The sequence below is a fragment of the Leclercia sp. genome, from assembly GCF_036780805.1.
Classification (GTDB): domain Bacteria; phylum Pseudomonadota; class Gammaproteobacteria; order Enterobacterales; family Enterobacteriaceae; genus Enterobacter.
Map to the genome: position 1 here is coordinate 37,307 of NZ_DAIQCE010000004.1, position 20,125 is coordinate 57,431.

19 protein-coding genes and 1 pseudogene are annotated in these 20,125 nt (G+C 55.4%); 6 read left to right on the forward strand and 14 right to left on the reverse strand.

All coding sequences use genetic code 11. The features are described 5' to 3' along the window. The first annotated feature begins 60 nt into the window (after positions 1–60). Both V7Q49_RS12995 and V7Q49_RS13000 read left to right on the forward strand, forming a co-directional pair. Positions 61–1,599 (forward strand): carbohydrate porin, encoded by a 1,539-nt coding sequence (locus tag V7Q49_RS12995; protein WP_333852474.1) that lies wholly within the window; start codon positions 61–63, stop codon positions 1,597–1,599. Positions 1,600–1,624: 25 nt separating this feature from the next. Next, complete coding sequence (locus V7Q49_RS13000; RefSeq protein ID WP_442913066.1) at positions 1,625–2,794, forward strand: alpha/beta hydrolase-fold protein; 1,170 nt, start codon at positions 1,625–1,627, stop codon at positions 2,792–2,794. A 40-nt stretch (positions 2,795–2,834) separates the two neighbouring features. Here V7Q49_RS13000 and yieH read toward each other — a convergent pair whose 3' ends face one another. After that, the gene (gene yieH, locus V7Q49_RS13005; RefSeq protein WP_333852476.1) at positions 2,835–3,500 is read right to left on the reverse strand and encodes a 6-phosphogluconate phosphatase; all 666 of its coding nucleotides are present in this window, start codon (positions 3,498–3,500) and stop codon (positions 2,835–2,837) included. A gap of 168 nt (positions 3,501–3,668) precedes the next feature. Between yieH and V7Q49_RS13010 the strand changes: the two genes are divergently transcribed. Further along, complete coding sequence (locus tag V7Q49_RS13010; protein ID WP_333852477.1) at positions 3,669–5,003, forward strand: NCS2 family permease; 1,335 nt, start codon at positions 3,669–3,671, stop codon at positions 5,001–5,003. Between the two features lie 117 nt (positions 5,004–5,120). Here the strand turns inward: V7Q49_RS13010 and V7Q49_RS13015 are convergent, their stop codons facing one another. The 13 genes and pseudogenes from V7Q49_RS13015 to V7Q49_RS23550 all read right to left on the reverse strand — a co-directional run. Then, positions 5,121–5,687 (reverse strand): NADPH-dependent FMN reductase, encoded by a 567-nt coding sequence (locus tag V7Q49_RS13015; RefSeq protein WP_333852478.1) that lies wholly within the window; start codon positions 5,685–5,687, stop codon positions 5,121–5,123. A 20-nt stretch (positions 5,688–5,707) separates the two neighbouring features. Next, positions 5,708–6,454: a 4'-phosphopantetheinyl transferase family protein gene (locus V7Q49_RS13020; RefSeq protein WP_333852480.1), complete on the reverse strand. Its 747-nt coding sequence runs from the start codon at positions 6,452–6,454 to the stop codon at positions 5,708–5,710. Between the two features lie 143 nt (positions 6,455–6,597). Further along, a complete protein-coding gene (gene yidZ, locus V7Q49_RS13025) occupies positions 6,598–7,560 on the reverse strand; it encodes an HTH-type transcriptional regulator YidZ (RefSeq protein WP_333852482.1) in 963 nt (320 codons plus the stop codon). Further along, positions 7,529–8,704, reverse strand: coding sequence for an MFS transporter (locus V7Q49_RS13030; RefSeq protein ID WP_333852484.1), 1,176 nt, complete (start codon positions 8,702–8,704; stop codon positions 7,529–7,531). The genes yidZ and V7Q49_RS13030 overlap by 32 nt, the downstream gene beginning before the upstream one ends. A gap of 111 nt (positions 8,705–8,815) precedes the next feature. Beyond that, positions 8,816–10,072 (reverse strand): low affinity tryptophan permease TnaB, encoded by a 1,257-nt coding sequence (gene tnaB / locus V7Q49_RS13035; protein WP_333852485.1) that lies wholly within the window; start codon positions 10,070–10,072, stop codon positions 8,816–8,818. An 89-nt stretch (positions 10,073–10,161) separates the two neighbouring features. Next, on the reverse strand, positions 10,162–11,577 hold the full coding sequence (gene tnaA / locus V7Q49_RS13040; protein WP_333852487.1) for a tryptophanase: 1,416 nt from the start codon (positions 11,575–11,577) through the stop codon (positions 10,162–10,164). Positions 11,578–11,806: 229 nt separating this feature from the next. Continuing rightward, complete coding sequence (tnaC, locus tag V7Q49_RS23545; protein ID WP_106995624.1) at positions 11,807–11,884, reverse strand: tryptophanase leader peptide; 78 nt, start codon at positions 11,882–11,884, stop codon at positions 11,807–11,809. A 193-nt stretch (positions 11,885–12,077) separates the two neighbouring features. After that, positions 12,078–13,442, reverse strand: coding sequence for a tRNA uridine-5-carboxymethylaminomethyl(34) synthesis GTPase MnmE (gene mnmE, locus V7Q49_RS13045; protein ID WP_333852489.1), 1,365 nt, complete (start codon positions 13,440–13,442; stop codon positions 12,078–12,080). A gap of 103 nt (positions 13,443–13,545) precedes the next feature. Beyond that, positions 13,546–15,186, reverse strand: coding sequence for a membrane protein insertase YidC (yidC, locus tag V7Q49_RS13050; protein WP_333852491.1), 1,641 nt, complete (start codon positions 15,184–15,186; stop codon positions 13,546–13,548). A gap of 2 nt (positions 15,187–15,188) precedes the next feature. Then, positions 15,189–15,446 (reverse strand): membrane protein insertion efficiency factor YidD, encoded by a 258-nt coding sequence (yidD, locus tag V7Q49_RS13055; RefSeq protein ID WP_072036746.1) that lies wholly within the window; start codon positions 15,444–15,446, stop codon positions 15,189–15,191. Beyond that, positions 15,410–15,769 (reverse strand): ribonuclease P protein component, encoded by a 360-nt coding sequence (gene rnpA, locus V7Q49_RS13060; RefSeq protein ID WP_014072458.1) that lies wholly within the window; start codon positions 15,767–15,769, stop codon positions 15,410–15,412. The genes yidD and rnpA overlap by 37 nt, the downstream gene beginning before the upstream one ends. A 16-nt stretch (positions 15,770–15,785) precedes the next feature. Continuing rightward, positions 15,786–15,926, reverse strand: coding sequence for a 50S ribosomal protein L34 (gene rpmH / locus V7Q49_RS13065; RefSeq protein WP_003849659.1), 141 nt, complete (start codon positions 15,924–15,926; stop codon positions 15,786–15,788). Between the two features lie 230 nt (positions 15,927–16,156). Further along, positions 16,157–16,207 (reverse strand): annotated as a pseudogene (locus V7Q49_RS23550) (hypothetical protein); the annotation flags it as partial. Between the two features lie 320 nt (positions 16,208–16,527). Here V7Q49_RS23550 and dnaA point away from each other — a divergent pair. From dnaA to recF, 3 genes are read left to right on the forward strand one after another with little or no spacing between them, the layout of a single operon-like run. Beyond that, positions 16,528–17,928, forward strand: coding sequence for a chromosomal replication initiator protein DnaA (gene dnaA, locus V7Q49_RS13070; protein ID WP_333852531.1), 1,401 nt, complete (start codon positions 16,528–16,530; stop codon positions 17,926–17,928). 4 nt (positions 17,929–17,932) lie between these two features. After that, complete coding sequence (gene dnaN, locus V7Q49_RS13075; protein WP_032615539.1) at positions 17,933–19,036, forward strand: DNA polymerase III subunit beta; 1,104 nt, start codon at positions 17,933–17,935, stop codon at positions 19,034–19,036. Next, entirely contained in the window at positions 19,036–20,109 is a 1,074-nt protein-coding gene (gene recF, locus V7Q49_RS13080) for a DNA replication/repair protein RecF (protein ID WP_333852533.1), read from the forward strand. The genes dnaN and recF overlap by 1 nt, the downstream gene beginning before the upstream one ends. The last annotated feature ends 16 nt before the right edge of the window (positions 20,110–20,125 follow it).

The window sequence follows — 20,125 nt, forward strand, 5'->3', positions numbered from 1 at the left end:
GAGATAAGTCGCTTTCAGGTTTTTTTTATTTTCAACGCTAAATTAAAAGGGATTAATATTATGTTCAGGAGAACCCTTATTACCTCGGCCATTTTAATGATGACTCCCCTCGCTCAGGCCGGGGCGGCATCGTTAACGGTGGAGCAGCGCCTCGAGTTACTGGAAAAAGCGTTAAAAGAGACCCAGGCAGAGCTTCAGCAGTATAAAAATAAGGAGATCGTTAACACGCAGGCCGCCAGCCCGGCAAAAAAACCCGACGCCGTACTGGTCAAAACGGGGGATACCCACACCGGGGATATTTATTCCTCCGTCACCATGAAAGACTTCAGTAAATTCGTGAAGGATGAAATCGGCTTTAGCTATAACGGCTATTTCCGCTCCGGCTGGGGCACCGCATCCCATGGTTCGCCAAAATCCTGGGCCATTGGCTCCCTGGGGCGATTCGGCAACGAATACTCTGGCTGGTTCGATTTGCAGCTTAAGCAGCGGGTCTATAACGAAGGCAACAAACGTGTCGATGCCATTGTGATGCTGGATGGCAACGTGGGCCAGCAGTACTCCACCGGCTGGTTTGGCGATAACGCGGGCGGGGAGAACTATTTGCAGTTCTCCGATATGTACGTGACCACCCAGGGCTTCCTGCCGTTCGCCCCGGAGGCGGATTTCTGGGTCGGGAAGCACGGCGCGCCGAAGATCGAAATCCAGATGCTGGACTGGAAAACGCAACGAACGGATGCCGCGGCGGGTGTCGGGCTGGAAAACTGGAAAGTAGGGCCCGGCAAGGTGGATATTGCGCTGGTGCGTGAAGACGTGGACGACTATGACCGTCAGCTTAAAAACAAGCAGCAGCTGAATACCAACACCATCGACCTGCGTTATAAAGCGTTGCCGCTGTGGGATAAAGCCTCGCTGATGGTCAGCGGGCGCTACGTCGCGGCCAATCAAAGCGCCAGCGAGAAGTCTAATCAGGACAATAACGGCTATTATCCGTGGAAAGACACATGGATGGTCGGCACCACCTTAACGCAAAAACTGGATACCGGCGGTTTCAATGAGTTTTCCGTCCTGCTGGCGAATAACTCCATTGCCAGCAGCTTCTCGCGCTATGCTGGCTCAAGCCCCTTTACCACCTCTAACGGCAGATATTATGGCGATCATACCAACGGAACGGCGGTGCGTGTGACCTCGCAGGGAGAGATGTATCTGCGGGATGATGTGATCATGGCCAGTGCGCTGGTCTACTCCTTCGGGAATGACGTTTACAGCTATGAAACCGGCGCCCATTCCGATTTCGAGTCCATTCGCGCCGTTGTACGCCCGGCCTATATCTGGGATCAATATAATCAGACCGGCGTCGAGCTGGGTTATTTCAAACAGCAAAATACCGATCTGACTGGCAACAAATATTATGAGTCAGGCTATAAAACCACGCTGTTCCATACTTTCAAAGTGAATACCAGTATGTTGACCTCCCGCCCGGAATTGCGTTTTTATGGAACGTACATTAAAGCGGAAGAGACGGAATTAGATAATTTCACCTTCGAAGACCAAAAAAAGGATCAGTTTGCTATTGGCGCGCAGGCTGAAATCTGGTGGTAACCGGATCGTATCAAGGAAACTATTAATGAAACGAATGAAAACAGCTTTATCCATTATTACGCTCTGTTTCTCTCTTGGGTCATCGGCGTTTGCGGCAGGTCTCCCCGCCGCTCCGGATCCCGCTCACCCGCTGAGCCAGTATGTTACCAAGGTGAATGCCGACAAGTCGGTGACCTGGCGCTACTTCGCGCCGGCGGCGAAAAGCGTCTCGGTGGTGGTGGGGATCCCGACCCCGGAAAACATCCATCCGATGACCAAAGACGCCTCGGGGCTCTGGAGCTGGCGAGGGCCGGTGATGCAGCCCAATCTGTACGAGTATTTCTTCAGCGTTGACGGTGTGCGCAGCATTGATACCGGCACGGCGATGACCAAGCCGCAGCGCCAGGTGAACACCAGCATGGTGCTGGTACCGGGCAGTATTCTGGATGTTAAACCGGTCCCGCACGGCGATCTTATTACCCTGACCTATCATTCGGCAGCGCTGAAGTCGGAGCGTCAGCTGTTCGTCTGGACGCCGCCGGGCTATAACGGGCAGGGAAAACCGCTGCCGGTGCTCTACTTCTATCATGGTTTTGGTGATACGGGCCGTTCGGCTATCGATCAGGGGCGTATCGCGCAGATCATGGATAACCTGCTCGCGGCCGGAAAGATTGCGCCGATGCTGGTGGTGGTGCCGGATACCGAAACCGATGCCGCGGGCATCGTTCCTGAAACCTTCGTGCCGAACGAGCGCCGGAAAGCTTTCTACCCGTTAAATGCTCAGGCTGCCGATCGGGAGCTGATGAACGATATCATTCCGCTGATAAGCCAGCGGTTTAACGTGCGTGACGATGCCGAAGGGCGCGCGCTGGCAGGCTTATCCCAGGGCGGCTATCAGGCGCTGGTCTCCGGGATGAATCATCTTGAACGCTTTGGCTGGTTGGCCACCTTTAGCGGCGTGACCACCACTACGGTACCGGATGCTGGCGTCAGCGCGCGGCTGAACGATCCCCAGGCCATCAATAAGCAGCTACGCAATTTTACCGTCGTGGTAGGCGAGAAAGATGGGGTAACGGGCAAGGATATCGCCGGGTTGAAACAGGAGCTTGAGAAACGCCAGATCATCTTCGAGTATCACGAATATCCGGGTCTGAACCATGAGATGGATGTCTGGCGACCTGCCTATGCGGCGTTCGTCCAGAAGCTGTTTAAATAGCAAAAAGCCGTAAAGCGACACGCTTTACGGCCGATCGGTTTTAGCGGGTAAGGTGCCAGCCGCGCGCCTGCCACAGTTCCGGCAGCTGGGCCAGATCGGTAAAGGTCGTCACCTTCGGATGGTCGAGCGGCGGGTTGTGCGGATCGGCACAGAAGTAGAACACCTCCATGCCCGCGGCGATCCCCGCCTGCGCGCCTGCGCTGGAGTCATCCACCAGGATGCAATTCTCCACGTTGACGTTCATCGCTTTTGCCGCGTGGAACATCATGGCCGGATCGGGTTTCCAGCGCTGGATATCGTAGCCGCTAAACAGTTTTTCCGGGAAATGGTGCAGCATCTGCAGCTTGCCAAGGGAGTGCTGCATTTTGCTCACCGGGCCGTTAGAGACCACGCACATCGGCACCGCCATCGCATCCAGCAGGGCGCTGGCACCATGGATGGCTTCCAGTTCTGAGTCGAAGAGGCGTGCGACCTCGGCGCGGTAAACAGGCTCCAGATCCGCTTTCGCGAGACTGACGCCGTGTTCGGCGTTAATGATGTCGATGATTTCGTAGAGCTTCACGCCCTTAAAGCGTTTGAACGTCTCTTCGAGATCGAGCGTGATACCAAATTCCTGGAACATGGTGACATACGCCCGGGAACAGATGACCTCACTGTCGACCAGTGTACCGTCGCAGTCGAAAAATACTGCATCAATCTGAGACATGCATTTCCCTTTCTTAACAAGTTTAACGTTTACGTAGCGCATAACATTGAGACGCAATCGTTGCCGTATAAGCAAATTCAATGAAAAAAAGTGCCTCTCAACCGCCCCTATTGTCGCATTTTGGTATAGGATAGCGACGAATTTTCCCTCCTTGTTCGGAAATAGATGATGAGTCAACAACACACTACCCAGTCTTCTGGCGCGGGTTTGCTTGAGCGCGTGTTTAAACTGCGCGAGCACGGCACGACGGCACGCACCGAAGTGATCGCCGGTTTCACTACCTTCCTGACGATGGTCTATATCGTTTTCGTGAACCCACAAATTCTGGGCGTTGCTGGCATGGATACCAGCGCCGTCTTCGTGACCACCTGTCTGATCGCCGCCTTCGGCAGCATCCTGATGGGGCTGTTCGCTAACCTGCCGGTTGCTCTGGCACCCGCGATGGGTCTGAACGCCTTCTTCGCCTTCGTGGTGGTTCAGGCGATGGGCCTGCCGTGGCAGGTGGGCATGGGCGCTATCTTCTGGGGCGCCGTTGGTCTGCTGATCCTGACCATCTTCCGCGTGCGTTACTGGATGATTGCCAATATCCCGGTCAGCCTGCGTGTGGGCATCACCAGCGGTATTGGTCTGTTCATCGGCATGATGGGGCTGAAAAACGCCGGTGTGATCGTGGCGAACCCGGAAACCCTGGTCAGCATCGGTAAACTGACCTCCCACAGCGTGCTGCTGGGCGTGCTGGGCTTCTTTATTATCGCGATCCTCGCCTCACGCAATATTCATGCGGCGGTGCTGGTCTCTATTATCGTCACCACCCTGCTGGGCTGGATGCTGGGCGATGTGCACTACAGCGGCATCGTCTCCGCGCCGCCGAGCGTGACCACCGTGATTGGCCACGTCGATCTGGCGGGCTCGCTGAACCTGGGTCTGGCCGGGGTGATCTTCTCCTTCATGCTGGTTAACCTGTTTGACTCCTCCGGGACGCTGATTGGCGTGACCGACAAAGCCGGTCTGGCGGATGAGAAGGGCAAATTCCCGCGCATGAAGCAGGCGCTGTTCGTGGACAGTATCTCTTCCGTGACCGGTTCCCTGATTGGGACCTCGTCCGTCACCGCCTACATCGAATCCTCTTCCGGGGTGTCCGTGGGTGGTCGTACCGGTCTGACTGCGGTCGTGGTTGGCCTGCTGTTCCTGCTGGTGATCTTCCTTTCACCGCTGGCGGGCATGGTGCCGCCGTACGCCGCCGCTGGCGCGCTGATCTACGTGGGGGTGCTGATGACCTCCAGCCTGTCGCGCGTGAAGTGGGATGACCTGACTGAAGCGGTTCCGGCCTTTATTACCGCGGTGATGATGCCGTTCAGCTTCTCCATCACCGAAGGGATTGCGCTGGGCTTTATCTCTTACTGCGTGATGAAGGCGGGCACCGGACGCTGGCGTGAAATCAGCCCGTGCGTAATGGTTGTTGCGCTGCTGTTCGTGCTGAAGATTGCGTTTATTGATGCCTGATAAAAGCAAAACGGCAACCCAAGGGTTGCCGTTTTTAGTATGTTCTCCCTCTCCCTGTGGGAGAGGGCCGGGGTGAGGGCATCAGGCCGCACCATCCCGCACCATCCCGCACTCCTGTTACGCTTTAACCCGCTGAATATACTTCCCAAACGCGCTCAGCTGACCGGTCAGATGGTCCAGGGTGCTCTGGTCAATCACTTCACCCGCCTGCGGGTCGACCTTGTTCTGAATCACACCGCCCATAAATTCTGGCTTGTTCAACACCATCGCATCCAGGAACACCAGGATCTGGCGCAGATGATACTGACAGCGCGCGCCGCCAATCGCGCCCATGGAACTGGTCTGGATCAGCACCGGTTTACCCGCCAGCGGCTGTTCCGGCAGGCGAGAGAGCCAGTCAATCGCGTTCTTCAGGCCACCCGGCACGGAATAGTTATACTCCGGGGTGACAATCACCACGCCGTCCGCTTCGCGGATCTGTGCTGCCAGCGCTTCTACAGTAGCCGGGAACCCCTCTTCCTGCTGCACATCTGCGTCGTACAGCGGAATATCGCCAATCGATGGCAGGGCGGTAATCTCCATGCCCTCGGGTGCCAGCTTCGGCAGCGTGCGGGCAACCATTCCGTTGAATGAACCCTTGCGCAGGCTTCCCAGTAACGTAACAACCTTTAACGTATCAGACATCACAACTCCTTCTTGAAAGGTCAGGTGAGGATAATCGCTTTTTCTGCCGGTAAACTGGTCAGACGCATCAGGCGTGCGGCCGGCTCGTTCGCGCGGGCGGGGACGTCCGGCAGGCTGTGCCATCCGAGGCGGCTGTCGAACTCCCAAATTTTTAGCCGTTCAATGGCCGGGGTAACGGCGATAGACCAGATCAGGACATCTTCGGCGTCGCTTAAGGCTTCTACCTGTGCGGCTCTCGTGGCCCGCAGGCGGCCGGAACCCGGTAACAGTTGCAGCAGGCTGGCGCAGTCGCTGGCGTCGCCTGAAAGCTTACGGATGCTCTGACGCAGGGTAATCAGCTGCGCTCTGGCTTCCTGTGGGTCGTTCTGGTTACGCACCCACAGGTTCTCGTTGCTGGAGAGCGGGTAGGTATCATGGGCGTGCGATCCATCCGGGCTGCGAGGTGCCCGCTGCAGCTCCATATCCAGACCGCAATCGCCTTCTGTGGTCAGCGCCAGGCCCACGATATTGCCGGCGTAGGCAATGGAAAAACGCGGCAGCTCCGGATCGGCAAACACAGGACGACCCTCAGGTTCGGTTATCACTTCCGGCAGCTCGCTGGTGCCGTAAAGCATAAACAAGAGTTCAGCCAGTAGCGCCCGGGATGCCAGGAACCGTGTACGGCGGTGTTCAGGGTGCTTCCATGCTTCGTTATAACAGGAGGATGAGAGTCTGGTTGAAGCCAGCTGCCCCTCGGTTAGCGTCCCTCTTGCAAAATGCGTAGCCATTTTTCACTCCATGATAATGGTTAGTCGTCAGGTTAAACGGTTACATGATTATCGCTTAACTCGCTTACTGTTTTAATGGCTAAATGGAGGTAAGGGAAGTTTTGCGGCGGAACTTTACATTTTTTTAGGCGGAAAAAGGGTTGCTAGCGCAGCGGCGGGCCGTACAACGCCTTGATGGTCTCTCGCAGCCAGAGGATTTTGGGGTTGTGGCTGTTACGCTTATGCCAGATCAGGGTGAAGGGCACGGTGAGCTTCTGGGCCTGGGCCTCATCAATGGGGATCGGCAGGGTGATCAGCTTCCGCTGGTGGAGCTGATTATAGTGATGGCAGTAGTGCGGGGCGGTGGCAATGTAGTTATGGCCCGGCTGCGCCGCCATAAACATCGACTGCTCAAAGCCTGGCAGGCTCATGGCGATATTGCGCCTCAGCCCCATCTCAGTCAGCACGTCATCCAGCGCCCAGGTGTCGCTGCGCTCCCAGAAGATGCTGATATGCGGGTAGCGCAAAAAGGTCTCGAGGTTCCACTCCTCCTGCAGCGCGGGATGATCTTCCCGCAGATAGACGCACGGGCGGTCGCTGAACAGAATTTCGTAGTCGATAAACCACGGCATCAGCTTTAACAATTCCCGGGAGCGGGGATGCGTTTCGCGCCCGGTAAAGCCAAGCTCGACCTCCCCGCGGGTAATGGCGTCCAGCGAATCATAATCCCAGTGACGCATCTTCACCGTGGCCTGCGGGTAACGCTGGTTTACCTGTTCCAGCAGGGCGTTAAAGCGGATCAGCATCAGCGGCGTTTCCGCCGCCAGCTCAAACGTCAGGCCGCCGGGGGAGTCATGGTGGAATTTATCGAGTATCTGGTTGCCAATCTGCATCCAGTCGGCCAGATCCTGCTCCAGACTGGTTGTCAGCGGCGTCGGCAGCAGCCCCAGCGGGGTCTTCACAAACAGCGGATCGTCAAACCAGTCGCGCAGTTTCGCCAGCGACTTACTCACCGCGGACGGGGTGACGTTCATCCGTTTCGCGGCTTTGGTGACGCTGCGTTCCTGCAGCAAAAGCTGCAGGCACAGCAACAGGTTAAGATCGAGATTGCTGAGGGGCTTCTTCATGATGCGCTGCGGGCCGGATAACCATAAGTAAGATAATGCACAGTATGCTACAGCCAATCAGCACCCCGATCAGCATATTCAGTGCATTCAGACCGATGACGGCAGCCAGCCAAATCCATAGCGACGAACCACAGACCTGAGCGATGCCCAGCACCGAGCTGGCTACGCCTGCGCGCAGTGAGAACGGACCGAGAGCCTGGCTCATCGCCACGCCAAAGCCCACCGAGAACCCGGCGCAAATCAACGTAATGCCCGTCAGCATCAGGGCATGGGAACTGGCGGTCGCCAGAATCACGCCCGCAGCCAGAAACAGCGCCTGGGACGTCAGCATCAAGGTGCGCTGGCGGAAGAGGTTCAGCGCAAACGGCGTCGAGAACGAAACCGCCATACTGACCAGCGCGGTTGAGGCCATCACCATAGAATATTCCCCGCGATCGAAGCCCATCACTTCCATCAGCAACACCGGGGAAACGTTTACATAGGTAAGGATCACCGCCACGCTCAGGGTGGTGACCAGCAGGCGGCTGATGAAGAAGCGGTTGAGCAGCTTCTCGTCCGGCGGGATGGATGCGGTATGCCGGCGGTTTTGCGCCCCGGGATGGGTCTCTTTCAGGACCGCGATCGACAGGATAAAGACCAGCATCCCCATCGCTGCCATCGTCCAGAACAGGCTCTGCCACGGGAAATGCAGCATAATCAGATAACCCACCACCGGCGCCAGCACCGGGATAATACAGGTGATGCCGTTCATCATGGAGAGCACTTTGGCACGACGCTGGGTGCTTAAGGTATCGCGCAAAATGGCAAAGGCCACCACGTAGCAGCCGCCTGCGCCGACGCCCTGGATAAAGCGTCCGGTCAGGAACAGCGAACTCTCCTGGGCCAGTGAACACAGCACGGAGGCCAGGGCAAAAATCACCGCCCCGGTAATGGCGACCGGTTGCCGCCCGGCTTTATCGGCAATCTTCCCGGCAAACACCATTGACGATGCCATTCCCGCGAGGTAGGCCGAAAACGCGATATGCAGCTGCGCTTCGCTGGCACCCAGATCGCGGGCGATGTGCGGCAACCCCACCAGATACATATCAATGCCCGATGGATAAAGCAGCACCAGCGCAAAACTACAAAACAGAAAACGAGCCATAACACCCCCATAAAGTCAGGCAAGAAGCATAGGGGGAGAAAGAGAGCGTGGCGAGTTGCCATTTGGACAAAGGTGATTTCCTCAGAGGAAATCACCTTTTAATGAGCGGATTTAGCCAAAGCGCGGTAAGAAATGGAAGGTATTCCCGAACCAGCAAACGATGACCACGACCCCAAACAGGATCACCAGCGAGGGGACCACCCTACCGCCCCAGACGGTGAAGGTTTTATTCGGGAATTTCTGTCTCGCTTTCAGCGCGAGGATTGCCGGGACAATCACCGCCCATATGGTTGCGCACAATCCCGCCCCGCCAATGCCGTAGATAAACCCGTTCGGGAAGATCAGGTAGAGCAGGGTGGGCGGCAGGAAGGTCAGCATAATCGTTTTCAGACGACCGGACGGTGAATTGTCGAGCTTAAAGAGGTCGGCAAGATAATCGAACAGACCTAATGTCACCCCAAAGAACGAGCTGGCCACCGCTAAATTGGAGAAAACCAGTAAGCAAAATTCGATGACCCCATGCTGCCGGGTGCCGAGGAAGGATTTCACCAGCGAATCGACATTACCCCCGGACGAGATGATCTCACTGAAACTGTCGCGGGTAATGTTTCCCATGGTGCAATAGAGCCAGAACAGATAGATAAAAAGGGCCAGCAGCGAGCCATAGACAATGCTTTTGATCAGTTTATCTTTGCGCTTACCGTAGCAGATGATCAGGCTGGGAATGTTGCCATGAAAACCGAACGACGCCAGGCAGACGGGCAGGGCCATAAAGATATAGGGGAAGTAGGTGGTATTGCTGGTCGATGTAACGTTGATGTCTCTTAAGATTGAATAATCGACCTGAAAGAAGAAAGAGCCAAACACCACGATAAAGGCGATGATCTTAATACCTAAAAACAACGAGGTAATGCGGCTGGCCGCCAGCGAACTAAACCACAAAACGCCCGCCACGAAGAGCGCCGTACAGACACCCACTATCCGGGGATTAACATGCGTCCCCTGATTCATGGCGATGGTTTCACTGATGATGGCGCCGTTAGCGGAGATATAGGCATACGTCAGGATATAAAGCACAAAGGCAACCGTGAAGCCGCTAACGATATTCCACTTATTGCCAATCAGATCTTTTGTAATCGTATTAAAACTTGAGCCGACGGGATAATTTAAATTTGCTTCTAACAATAACAGCCCGGAGTGAAGCATTGAGAACCAGGCAATAATTAATATAAACGCGCCCCAAAAAAACCATGCCCCTGCCAGATCCACGGGTAAAGCAAACATCCCCCCGCCAATAACGGTACCTGCTATAACCATGACACCCCAGACCGAGGAGTGTTTAGTCTCTAATTCTAATGCGTTATCCATGGTGCCCCCATCAATGTGGCAAGCCTGACGTTGTTGAATTATTTATTTTGCGGGTGGCTAACGTTATTTAGCCACCCGGGGACAGAAGGTTAAACTTCTTTCAGTTTGGCGGTGAAGTGACGTAATACTTTAGGTTCGTAGGTGAAAGTTAACCCTTTAATGTTCATCGCATTTTCTTTAACGTGCTTAAAGGCTTCGACGATGAAATCCATATGCGATTGCGTATAGGTGGCACGCGGAATGGTTAAACGCAGCAGCTCTGCCGGGCAGGGTAACTGCTTACCGGTTTTCGGATCGCGGCCCAATAAGAACGAACCAATTTCCACTGCGCGAATACCTGCCACTTTATAGAGTTCACAGGCCAGCGCCTGCGCCGGGAACTGTTCTGCGGGAATATGCGGTAAGAGCTTACCGGCATCCACAAAGGCAGCATGGCCGCCCGCCTGCTGGCACACCACGCCGATGGCTTCCAGACCGTCGACCAGGTACTGCACCTGATTAATACGGTATGCCAGCCAGTCCTGGCCCATACCGTCATGCAGGCCAACAGCCAGACGCTCCATGGCACCGCCTTCCAGGCCGCCGTAGGTCGGGAAGCCTTCCTGAACGACGCACAACGTTCTGCACTCGGTATAGACGTCGAAATAGTCGTCATTCTTAATGCACAGCAGGCCGCCCATGGGCACCATGGCATCTTTTTTAGCCGACATGGCCAGCATATCCGCGTACTTGTACGTTTCGCGGGTAATTTCCGCGATCGTCCAGTCTTTATATTCCGCTTCACGTTTTTGAATAAAGTAAGCGTTTTCTGCGAAGCGCGCGGAGTCCATGACCACCGGGATGTCGTATTTTCTGGCAATCGCGTACATCGCCTTCAGGTTCGCCAGCGACACCGGCTGTCCACCGGCGGAGTTGCTGGTGATGGTGGCAACGATATAAGGGACGTTGTTCGGCCCCACTTCCTCGATGCCGTTTTCCAGTCCCTGCAGGTCAAAGTTGCCTTTAAAATCGTAGCGGATGCCGGTATCAAAAGCTTCCTTGATATAGACGTTGCGCACGGTACAGCCATTGATCTGGCTATGCCCCTGGGTGGTATCAAAAAAGTAGTTAGAAAAGGCGACCATTTTCGTGCGATCTAAGCCTTTCTCCTGCTCGCGCTTTTTAATAAGCACCGGGATATAAATCTGCTCAGCGCCGCGCCCCTGATGGGTTGGGATAGTGTACTGGTAACCGAAAATGCTCTTAACGGCATCGGACAGCGCGTAATAACTGCGGCTTCCGCTATAGGCTTCGTCACCGCGCAGCATGGCGGCCTGCATGTTTTGCGTAACCGCGCCGGTGCCGCTGTCGGTCAGTAAATCAATAAATACGTCTTCGCTATCCAGCAGGAAAGGGTTCATCCCCGATTTAACGATCGCGTTGTCGCGATGCTCCCTTGTGGTGCGCTTAACCGGCTCAATAACTCTGATGCGAAATGGCTCTGGTAAATGTTTGAAGTTTTCCATTATATAATTCCTGTTTTTATCGCAGCGGTGCGGTTGGCTATTTTTAATAACCATTAATTCAGGCATACCTGATTCCGCCATATTGCTACGCAGTCGGGATAATATATTCCACCGACAGAGGCGTGCAGAGGCACGATTGCCGCTTTATGGGCGCAATGATTTCAGGCATACCGGATAAATAGAGTGTTAATCTATTCAGGTTGCATAGAGAAAGAGAGACGAAGGGAGGTTACGGATGGTGATTGACAATTTGATTGTCAATATTGAACCACTTAGAAGTGAGATATGTATTTAAGATAATCGTCATTGATTTATCCTCATTAGCCACGCTACTACACTATTCGAATGAGAATATTTGTCTATGTGCAGAGATATTAATTGTGATTGTAATCACAGAGAATATAACACGCATATTTGGTATTTATTTACGGAATATAGAAAACGAAAAAGCCGCAATAACAGGGATGTTATGCGGCTTTTAGCACAGGGCTGAAACGGGTTTATTTTCCGATGCAGAAGCTCGAGAAGATGCGCCCCAGCAGGTCATCAGAGGTAAACTCCCCGGTGATCTCGCTTAACGCCTGCTGCGCCAGACGCAGCTCTTCCGCCAGCAGTTCTCCGGCCCAGGCACCCAGCAGCTGCGCTTTGCCCTGATCCAGATGCATGGCCGCCTGTTCCAGCGCCTGCAGATGGCGACGACGGGCAAGGAAGCCTCCCTCCATACTCGTATCAAAGCCCATGCTCTGCTTCAGATGGTTGCGCAGCGCATCCACGCCCTCGCCGGTACGCGCCGACAGGCGGATCAGTGAGTGACCATTCACATCGCTCAACCCCAGGCTTTCACCGGTGACGTCGGCTTTGTTACGCACCACGGTGATCGGCAGTTTCGCCGGCAGACGGGCGATAAAGTCCGGCCAGATCTCCGCCGGGTCGATCGCTGCGGTGGTGGTACCATCGACCATAAACAGCACCCGGTCAGCCTGCTCGATCTCCTGCCAGGCGCGCTCGATACCGATGCGCTCCACTTCGTCGCTGGCGTCGCGCAGGCCGGCGGTGTCGATGATATGCAGCGGCATACCGTCGATATGAATATGCTCCCGCAGCACGTCGCGGGTGGTACCGGCTATGTCGGTGACAATCGCCGCTTCACGGCCCGCCAGGGCGTTCAGCAGGCTCGATTTCCCGGCGTTCGGACGTCCGGCAATCACCACCTTCATCCCTTCGCGCAGCAGGCTACCCTGACGCGCTTCGGCGCGCACCGCGTCGAGATCGGCCATCACGCCGTTAAGCTGGGCTTCGATTTTGCCATCGGAGAGGAAATCAATCTCCTCATCCGGGAAATCAATGGCCGCTTCCACGTAGATCCGCAGGTGAGTAAGTGCTTCCACGAGGTGGTTTACGCGGGCAGAGAAGGCCCCCTGCAGCGAGTTGAGGGCCGAGCGTGCGGCCTGTTCGGAGCTGGCATCGATCAGATCGGCAATCGCCTCGGCCTGGGCCAGATCCAGCTTATCGTTGAGGAAGGCACGTTCGGAGAACTCACCCGGCCTGGCAATGCGCAGGCCCGGCAGGGTCAGAATGCGTTTCAGCAGCAGGTCGAGGATCACCGGCCCGCCGTGGCCCTGCAGTTCGAGCACGTCTTCACCGGTAAAGGAGTTCGGGCCCGGGAACCACAGCGCGATGCCCTGGTCCAGCGCCGTGCCGTCTTTATCTTTAAACGGCAGATAGTCGGCGTAGCGCGGCTTTGGCAGTTTACCCAGCACCGCTTCAGCTACCTCGCGCGCCTTCAGGCCGGAGATACGCAGAATGCCCACACCACCGCGTCCCGGTGGGGTTGCCTGGGCGACGATAGTGTCGTTCTGGCTCATGGTTTGTCTCTTCTTAATACAATAAAAAAGGCGGTCCATAGACCGCCCTTTAATTTATGTTCCATTTGCCGGGTGGCGCTTCGCTTACCCGGCCTACTCAGAATCAGGAATTTTTCTTCTCGCGGCTATGCAGGCCACGTTTTTCCAGACCACGGTAGATCAGCTGCTGCTGAAGGATGGTTACGAGGTTGCTGACGATATAGTACAGCACCAGACCTGACGGGAACCACAGGAAGAACACGGTGAAGATGACCGGCATAAAGGTCATGATCTTCTGCTGCATCGGGTCGGTCACGGTGGTTGGCGACATCTTCTGGATGAAGAACATCGTCACGCCCATCAGGATCGGCAGGATGTAGTACGGGTCCTGTGCGGACAGGTCATGGATCCACAGAGCGAACGGCGCATGGCGCAGCTCAACGGAGCCCATCAGCATGTAGTACAGCGCAAGGAAGATTGGCATCTGGATCAGCAGCGGGAAGCAGCCACCCAGTGGGTTCACTTTCTCGGCTTTATACAGGGCCATCATCTCCTGGCTCTGACGCTGTTTGTCATCGCCCAGACGCTCACGCATCGCCGCAATCTTCGGCTGCAGCATACGCATCTTCGCCATGGAGGTGTACTGCGCTTTGGTCAGCGGGTACATGATGCCACGAACGATAAAGGTGATAACGATGATGGAGAAGCCCCAGTTACCCAGGAAGCTGTGGATGAACTTCAGCAGTTTGAACAGCGGCTGAGAGATGAACCACAACCAACCGTAGTCTACGGTCAGATCCAGGTGCGGTGCGACGGCAGCCATTTTGTCCTGGATTTCCGGGCCAACCCACAGGGTGCTGCCCAGCGTACCGGTTTGACCCGGTTGAACCAGAACCGGCTCAGACTTATAGCCGATAGCGGCAACGCCGTTCAGGTTTGCCGTGTAGAAGTTATTGGAACCGGCGTTATTAGGCACCCATGCGGTCGCGAAATACTGTTGCAGCATCGCCACCCAACCGCCTTTCGAGCTGACGTTCAGGTTTTCGTTGTCGGCGATGGTGTCGAATTTGTATTTCTCGTACTTGGTATCTGGCGTGGAGTACGCTGCGCCACGGAAGGTATGCAACGCGAAGTTGTTGCTTCCGGTGTCACGGTGCGTCGGCAGATTGATAGTTTGCTTCAGCTGGCCAAAGGTGGAGAGCTCCAGCGGTTTCGCGCCGGTGTTCTGCACGTTATAGCCCACGTTCACCGCAAATTCACCGCGTTTCAGGGTGAAGGTTTTGGTGAAGGTGTTGCCCGCTGCATCGGTGTAAGTCATCGGGATCGCGATTTCGTTCTGGCCATCAGCCAGTACAAACGCATCTTTATCGACGTTATACAGTGGACGTGCGCCATTAGCCGGGTTATCCGGGCCATCACGACCGGTCAGGCCGCTCTGTGCCTGATAGATAAACTGCGGCGTGGTTTCCAGTAACTGGAACGGCTCGTTAGAACCGAGCTCTTTCGGGTAAGTTACCAGTTGCGCCTGCTCAACATCACCACCACGGGTGTTGATAGTCAGCTCAAGCACATCGGTCTTAACCGTAATCAGTTTACCCTGGCCACTGGCCGGTACGCCCTGGTCGGCGGCGCTACCCGCTGCGGTGGTCGTTGTCTGCGTGACCTGCTGCTGAGGTTGAGGATTTTTATCCTGCTCCCAAGCCTGGAAGATCATGAAAGACACGAACAACAAAGCGATGATAAGAAGATTGCGTTGCGAATCCATCGTTAGTGTTCTCTGGTATCAAAAGGTCCTGGGGGGACGGGATCGTCTCCACCTGGGTGTAAAGGGTGGCATTTTAATACGCGTTTCACCGTCAACCAACTGCCTTTTATCACACCAAACCTGCGCAATGCCTCAATTCCGTATTGCGAACAGGTCGGTCTGAAACGGCAGTGTGGCCCGAGTAGCGGACTAATCAGGCGTTGATAGACCCGGATAAGGCCGATCAGGACCCGTGAGCCAGGCGACAGTGGCGGCGCCATAATTTTTCCAACGCTTCCGAGAGAGCACGGTTATCGAGGTCGGCAACCCCTTTTTTAGCCACCACCACGAAATCCATTGAAGGCAGTTCATGTTGACGTAAACGGAAGCTTTCACGCGTCAGACGTTTAATCCGATTGCGTTCATGCGCACGCTTAACATTTTTCTTGGCGACAGTGAGACCGATACGGGGATGCCCCAGCGAATTTTGGCGGCCGAGGATGGTGATTTGCGGCGTGCCAGCCCGTTGTGGCTGCTGGAAGACGAAAGTGAAATGAGTGGGAGTTAACAAACGTAACTCCCTGGGAAATGCTAGCTTAACCACGCAGGGGTTAGCTTAATTACTTGGAAACGGTCAGACGTGAACGGCCTTTAGCACGACGACGTGCCAGAACCTGACGACCATTTTTAGTAGCCATACGAGCACGGAAGCCGTGAGAACGGTTGCGCTTCAGTACAGACGGTTGAAAAGTGCGTTTCATGGCGATTTCTACCTAAACTTGAATAAATTCAATGACTTTTTATGGTGTCCGAACGAATAACGAACAATGGACGCCGAAGCCATGGGTGATTAAAGAGGCCGGATTGTAATAATTGTACACTCCAGAGTCAATTCTCTTTCCTTATTTCCCGCGTCTTTCCGCACGTTTTTAGCGTGCAAATTGAGCAGCGTCAGACGCAGGTGTTCAAGTCCCACGCGACGGGTGGGGAATTATACGGGCTCTAGGGCAAATCGCAAGGATCGTCCAGGATCTTCGTTAGATCATTTCAGCAAAAAAACGTCTTTACTCATTAATTTTTCCAATATGCGGCCTAAATCGTGGGGGCGCGCCGTCAGGATCGTTTACACTTACCCCGTTTCGATCCTCCTGTGGATAAAACGGGAAGAAACTGTGAGAAACAGAAGATCTCTGGCTCAGTTTAGGCTATGATCCGCGGTCCCGATCGGATCCCAGGATCCTGGTCGGACAAAAACCGCAAAGAGCGGTTCGCACGTCCCCCTTAAACGCCGGGTCTTTTCGACGTGTGTCTACAATCATGACTATTCAATAGCTTTCTTTTTATGTTCGAGTGGAGTCCGCCGTGTCACTTTCGCTTTGGCAGCAGTGTCTTGCCCGATTGCAGGATGAGTTACCAGCCACAGAATTCAGTATGTGGATCCGCCCGTTGCAGGCGGAACTGAGCGATAACACGCTGGCTTTGTATGCGCCAAACCGTTTTGTGCTCGATTGGGTCAGGGACAAATACCTCAATAACATCAATGGACTGCTAAACGAATTTTGCGGTGCCGATGCGCCACAGCTGCGTTTCGAAGTGGGCACAAAGCCGGTCACCCAAACCCTTAAAGAGACCGTTAACGTCGCCGCTGCACCCGCGCAAACCGCGCAGGTTCATATGCCGCGCGTCGCCCCTGCGCCGCGCTCAGGCTGGGATAACGTCCCGGCTCCGGCAGAGCCGACCTACCGCTCTAACGTTAACGTCAAACACACCTTTGATAACTTCGTCGAAGGTAAATCGAACCAGCTGGCGCGCGCGGCGGCCCGTCAGGTCGCGGATAACCCGGGTGGCGCCTATAACCCGCTGTTCCTTTATGGCGGCACCGGTCTGGGTAAAACGCACCTGCTGCATGCGGTCGGCAATGGCATCATGGCACGCAAGCCGAATGCCAAAGTCGTGTATATGCACTCCGAGCGCTTCGTTCAGGACATGGTTAAAGCCCTGCAAAACAACGCGATCGAAGAGTTTAAACGCTACTACCGCTCCGTTGATGCGCTGCTGATCGATGACATTCAATTCTTTGCCAATAAAGAACGATCCCAGGAAGAGTTTTTCCACACCTTTAATGCCCTGCTGGAAGGCAATCAGCAGATCATTTTGACGTCGGATCGCTATCCGAAAGAGATCAACGGGGTCGAGGATCGTCTGAAATCCCGCTTCGGCTGGGGCCTGACCGTGGCGATCGAACCGCCAGAGCTGGAAACCCGCGTGGCGATCCTGATGAAAAAGGCCGACGAGAACGACATTCGTCTGCCGGGCGAGGTGGCGTTCTTTATTGCCAAACGCCTGCGTTCCAACGTTCGTGAGCTGGAAGGCGCACTGAACCGCGTGATCGCTAACGCCAACTTCACCGGACGGGCGATCACCATCGATTTCGTGCGTGAAGCGCTGCGCGATCTGCTGGCGCTGCAGGAAAAACTGGTCACCATCGACAATATTCAGAAGACGGTGGCGGAGTACTACAAAATTAAAGTGGCGGACCTGCTGTCCAAACGTCGTTCCCGCTCGGTAGCGAGACCGCGTCAGATGGCGATGGCGCTGGCAAAGGAACTGACCAACCACAGCCTGCCGGAGATCGGCGATGCATTTGGTGGCCGTGACCATACTACCGTGCTGCACGCCTGTCGTAAGATTGAGCAGCTGCGTGAAGAAAGCCACGACATAAAAGAAGACTTCTCCAATTTAATCAGAACATTATCTTCGTGACGCTATGAAATTTACCGTTGAACGTGAACACTTATTAAAACCGCTGCAACAGGTGAGTGGCCCCTTAGGCGGCCGCCCGACGCTGCCTATTCTCGGTAACCTGCTGCTGCAGGTCGCAGACGGCACGCTGTCTTTGACCGGCACCGATCTCGAGATGGAAATGGTCGCACGCGTGACGCTTTCTCAGCCTCACGAAGCGGGCGCAACCACCGTTCCGGCGCGTAAGTTCTTTGATATCTGCCGTGGCCTGCCTGAAGGGGCGGAGATTGCCGTGCAGCTGGAGGGCGACCGCATGCTGGTGCGCTCCGGCCGCAGCCGTTTCTCGCTCTCCACGCTCCCGGCTATCGACTTCCCGAACCTCGATGACTGGCAGAGCGAAGTTGAATTCACCCTGCCGCAGGCAACCATGAAGCGCCTGATTGAAGCCACCCAGTTCTCGATGGCGCATCAGGACGTTCGTTACTACCTGAACGGCATGCTGTTCGAAACCGAAGGTGAAGAGCTGCGTACCGTGGCCACCGACGGCCACCGCCTGGCGGTCTGCTCCATGCCGATTGGCGTGAGCCTGCCGAACCATTCGGTGATCGTACCGCGTAAAGGCGTCATTGAGCTGATGCGTATGCTCGACGGCGGCGAAACCCCGCTGCGCGTGCAGATTGGCAGCAACAACATCCGCGCCCACGTGGGTGACTTCATCTTCACCTCCAAGCTGGTGGATGGTCGTTTCCCGGACTATCGCCGCGTATTGCCGAAGAACCCAGACAAAACGCTGGAAGCGGGCTGCGATATCCTCAAGCAGGCTTTTGCCCGTGCGGCGATCCTCTCTAACGAGAAGTTCCGCGGCGTGCGTCTGTATGTCAGCGAAAACCAGCTGAAAATTACGGCGAACAACCCGGAGCAGGAAGAGGCCGAAGAGATCCTCGATGTCACCTATGCGGCGGGCACCGAAATGGAGATCGGCTTTAACGTCAGTTACGTGCTGGATGTGCTGAATGCGCTGAAGTGCGAAAACGTGCGTATTCTGCTGACGGACTCCGTGTCGAGCGTACAGATTGAAGATGCCGCATCACAGTCGGCAGCCTATGTTGTCATGCCAATGAGACTGTAATGTCGCTCACCCGCCTGTTGATCCGCGACTTTCGCAATATCGAAAGCGCGGATCTTGCTTTATCCCCCGGCTTTAATTTCCTGGTTGGCGCCAACGGCAGTGGCAAAACCAGCGTGCTGGAAGCCATCTATACGCTCGGTCATGGCCGGGCGTTTCGCAGTTTGCAGATTGGCCGTGTTATTCGCCACGAGCAGGAGTCGTTTATCCTGCATGGGCGTTTGCAAGGTGCGGATCATGAAACCGCCATCGGCCTGACCAAAGACAAGCAGGGCGACAGCAAGGTGCGCATCGACGGCACCGACGGGCACAAAGTCGCCGAGCTGGCGCTGCTGATGCCGATGCAGCTGATCACCCCCGAGGGGTTTACTTTACTCAACGGCGGCCCCAAATACAGAAGAGCCTTCCTCGACTGGGGATGCTTCCATAACGAAGCGGGCTTCTTTACCGCCTGGAGCAACCTTAAACGGCTGCTCAAGCAGCGCAATGCCGCGCTGCGCCAGGTGACCCGCTACGCCCAACTGCGGGCGTGGGACAAAGAGCTGATCCCGCTGGCGGAGCAGATCAGCCGCTGGCGCGCCGAGTACAGCGCCGGTATCGCCCAGGACATGGCGGATACCTGCCAACAGTTTTTACCCGAGTTTTCGTTAAGCTTCTCCTTCCAGCGCGGCTGGGAGAAAGAGACCGACTATGCCGAGGTGCTGGAGCGAAGCTTCGAGCGCGATCGCATGCTGACCTACACCGCGCACGGCCCGCACAAGGCGGATTTCCGCATTCGTGCCGACGGTGCGCCGGTGGAAGATACTTTGTCACGCGGGCAGCTCAAACTCCTGATGTGCGCCCTGCGCCTGGCGCAGGGCGAGTTCTTAACCCGTGAAAGCGGGCGACGCTGCCTGTACCTGATTGATGATTTTGCCTCGGAACTTGACGACGCGCGGCGCGGGCTGCTTGCCAGCCGCTTAAAAGCCACGCAGTCGCAGGTTTTCGTCAGCGCCATCAGCGCTGAACACGTAATGGACATGTCGGACAAAAATTCGAAGATGTTCACCGTGGAAAAGGGTAAAATAACGGATTAACCCAAGAATAAATGAG

Coding starts and splice junctions, on each gene's coding strand:
- V7Q49_RS12995 (WP_333852474.1), top strand. CDS start 61: ATGTTCAGGAGAACCCTTATTACCTCGGCCATTTTAATGATGACTCCC.
- V7Q49_RS13000 (WP_442913066.1), top strand. CDS start 1,625: ATGAAACGAATGAAAACAGCTTTATCCATTATTACGCTCTGTTTCTCT.
- yieH (WP_333852476.1), bottom strand. CDS start 3,500: ATGTCTCAGATTGATGCAGTATTTTTCGACTGCGACGGTACACTGGTC.
- V7Q49_RS13010 (WP_333852477.1), top strand. CDS start 3,669: ATGAGTCAACAACACACTACCCAGTCTTCTGGCGCGGGTTTGCTTGAG.
- V7Q49_RS13015 (WP_333852478.1), bottom strand. CDS start 5,687: ATGTCTGATACGTTAAAGGTTGTTACGTTACTGGGAAGCCTGCGCAAG.
- V7Q49_RS13020 (WP_333852480.1), bottom strand. CDS start 6,454: ATGGCTACGCATTTTGCAAGAGGGACGCTAACCGAGGGGCAGCTGGCT.
- yidZ (WP_333852482.1), bottom strand. CDS start 7,560: ATGAAGAAGCCCCTCAGCAATCTCGATCTTAACCTGTTGCTGTGCCTG.
- V7Q49_RS13030 (WP_333852484.1), bottom strand. CDS start 8,704: ATGGCTCGTTTTCTGTTTTGTAGTTTTGCGCTGGTGCTGCTTTATCCA.
- tnaB (WP_333852485.1), bottom strand. CDS start 10,072: ATGGATAACGCATTAGAATTAGAGACTAAACACTCCTCGGTCTGGGGT.
- tnaA (WP_333852487.1), bottom strand. CDS start 11,577: ATGGAAAACTTCAAACATTTACCAGAGCCATTTCGCATCAGAGTTATT.
- tnaC (WP_106995624.1), bottom strand. CDS start 11,884: ATGACGATTATCTTAAATACATATCTCACTTCTAAGTGGTTCAATATT.
- mnmE (WP_333852489.1), bottom strand. CDS start 13,442: ATGAGCCAGAACGACACTATCGTCGCCCAGGCAACCCCACCGGGACGC.
- yidC (WP_333852491.1), bottom strand. CDS start 15,186: ATGGATTCGCAACGCAATCTTCTTATCATCGCTTTGTTGTTCGTGTCT.
- yidD (WP_072036746.1), bottom strand. CDS start 15,446: ATGGCGCCGCCACTGTCGCCTGGCTCACGGGTCCTGATCGGCCTTATC.
- rpmH (WP_003849659.1), bottom strand. CDS start 15,926: ATGAAACGCACTTTTCAACCGTCTGTACTGAAGCGCAACCGTTCTCAC.
- dnaN (WP_032615539.1), top strand. CDS start 17,933: ATGAAATTTACCGTTGAACGTGAACACTTATTAAAACCGCTGCAACAG.
- recF (WP_333852533.1), top strand. CDS start 19,036: ATGTCGCTCACCCGCCTGTTGATCCGCGACTTTCGCAATATCGAAAGC.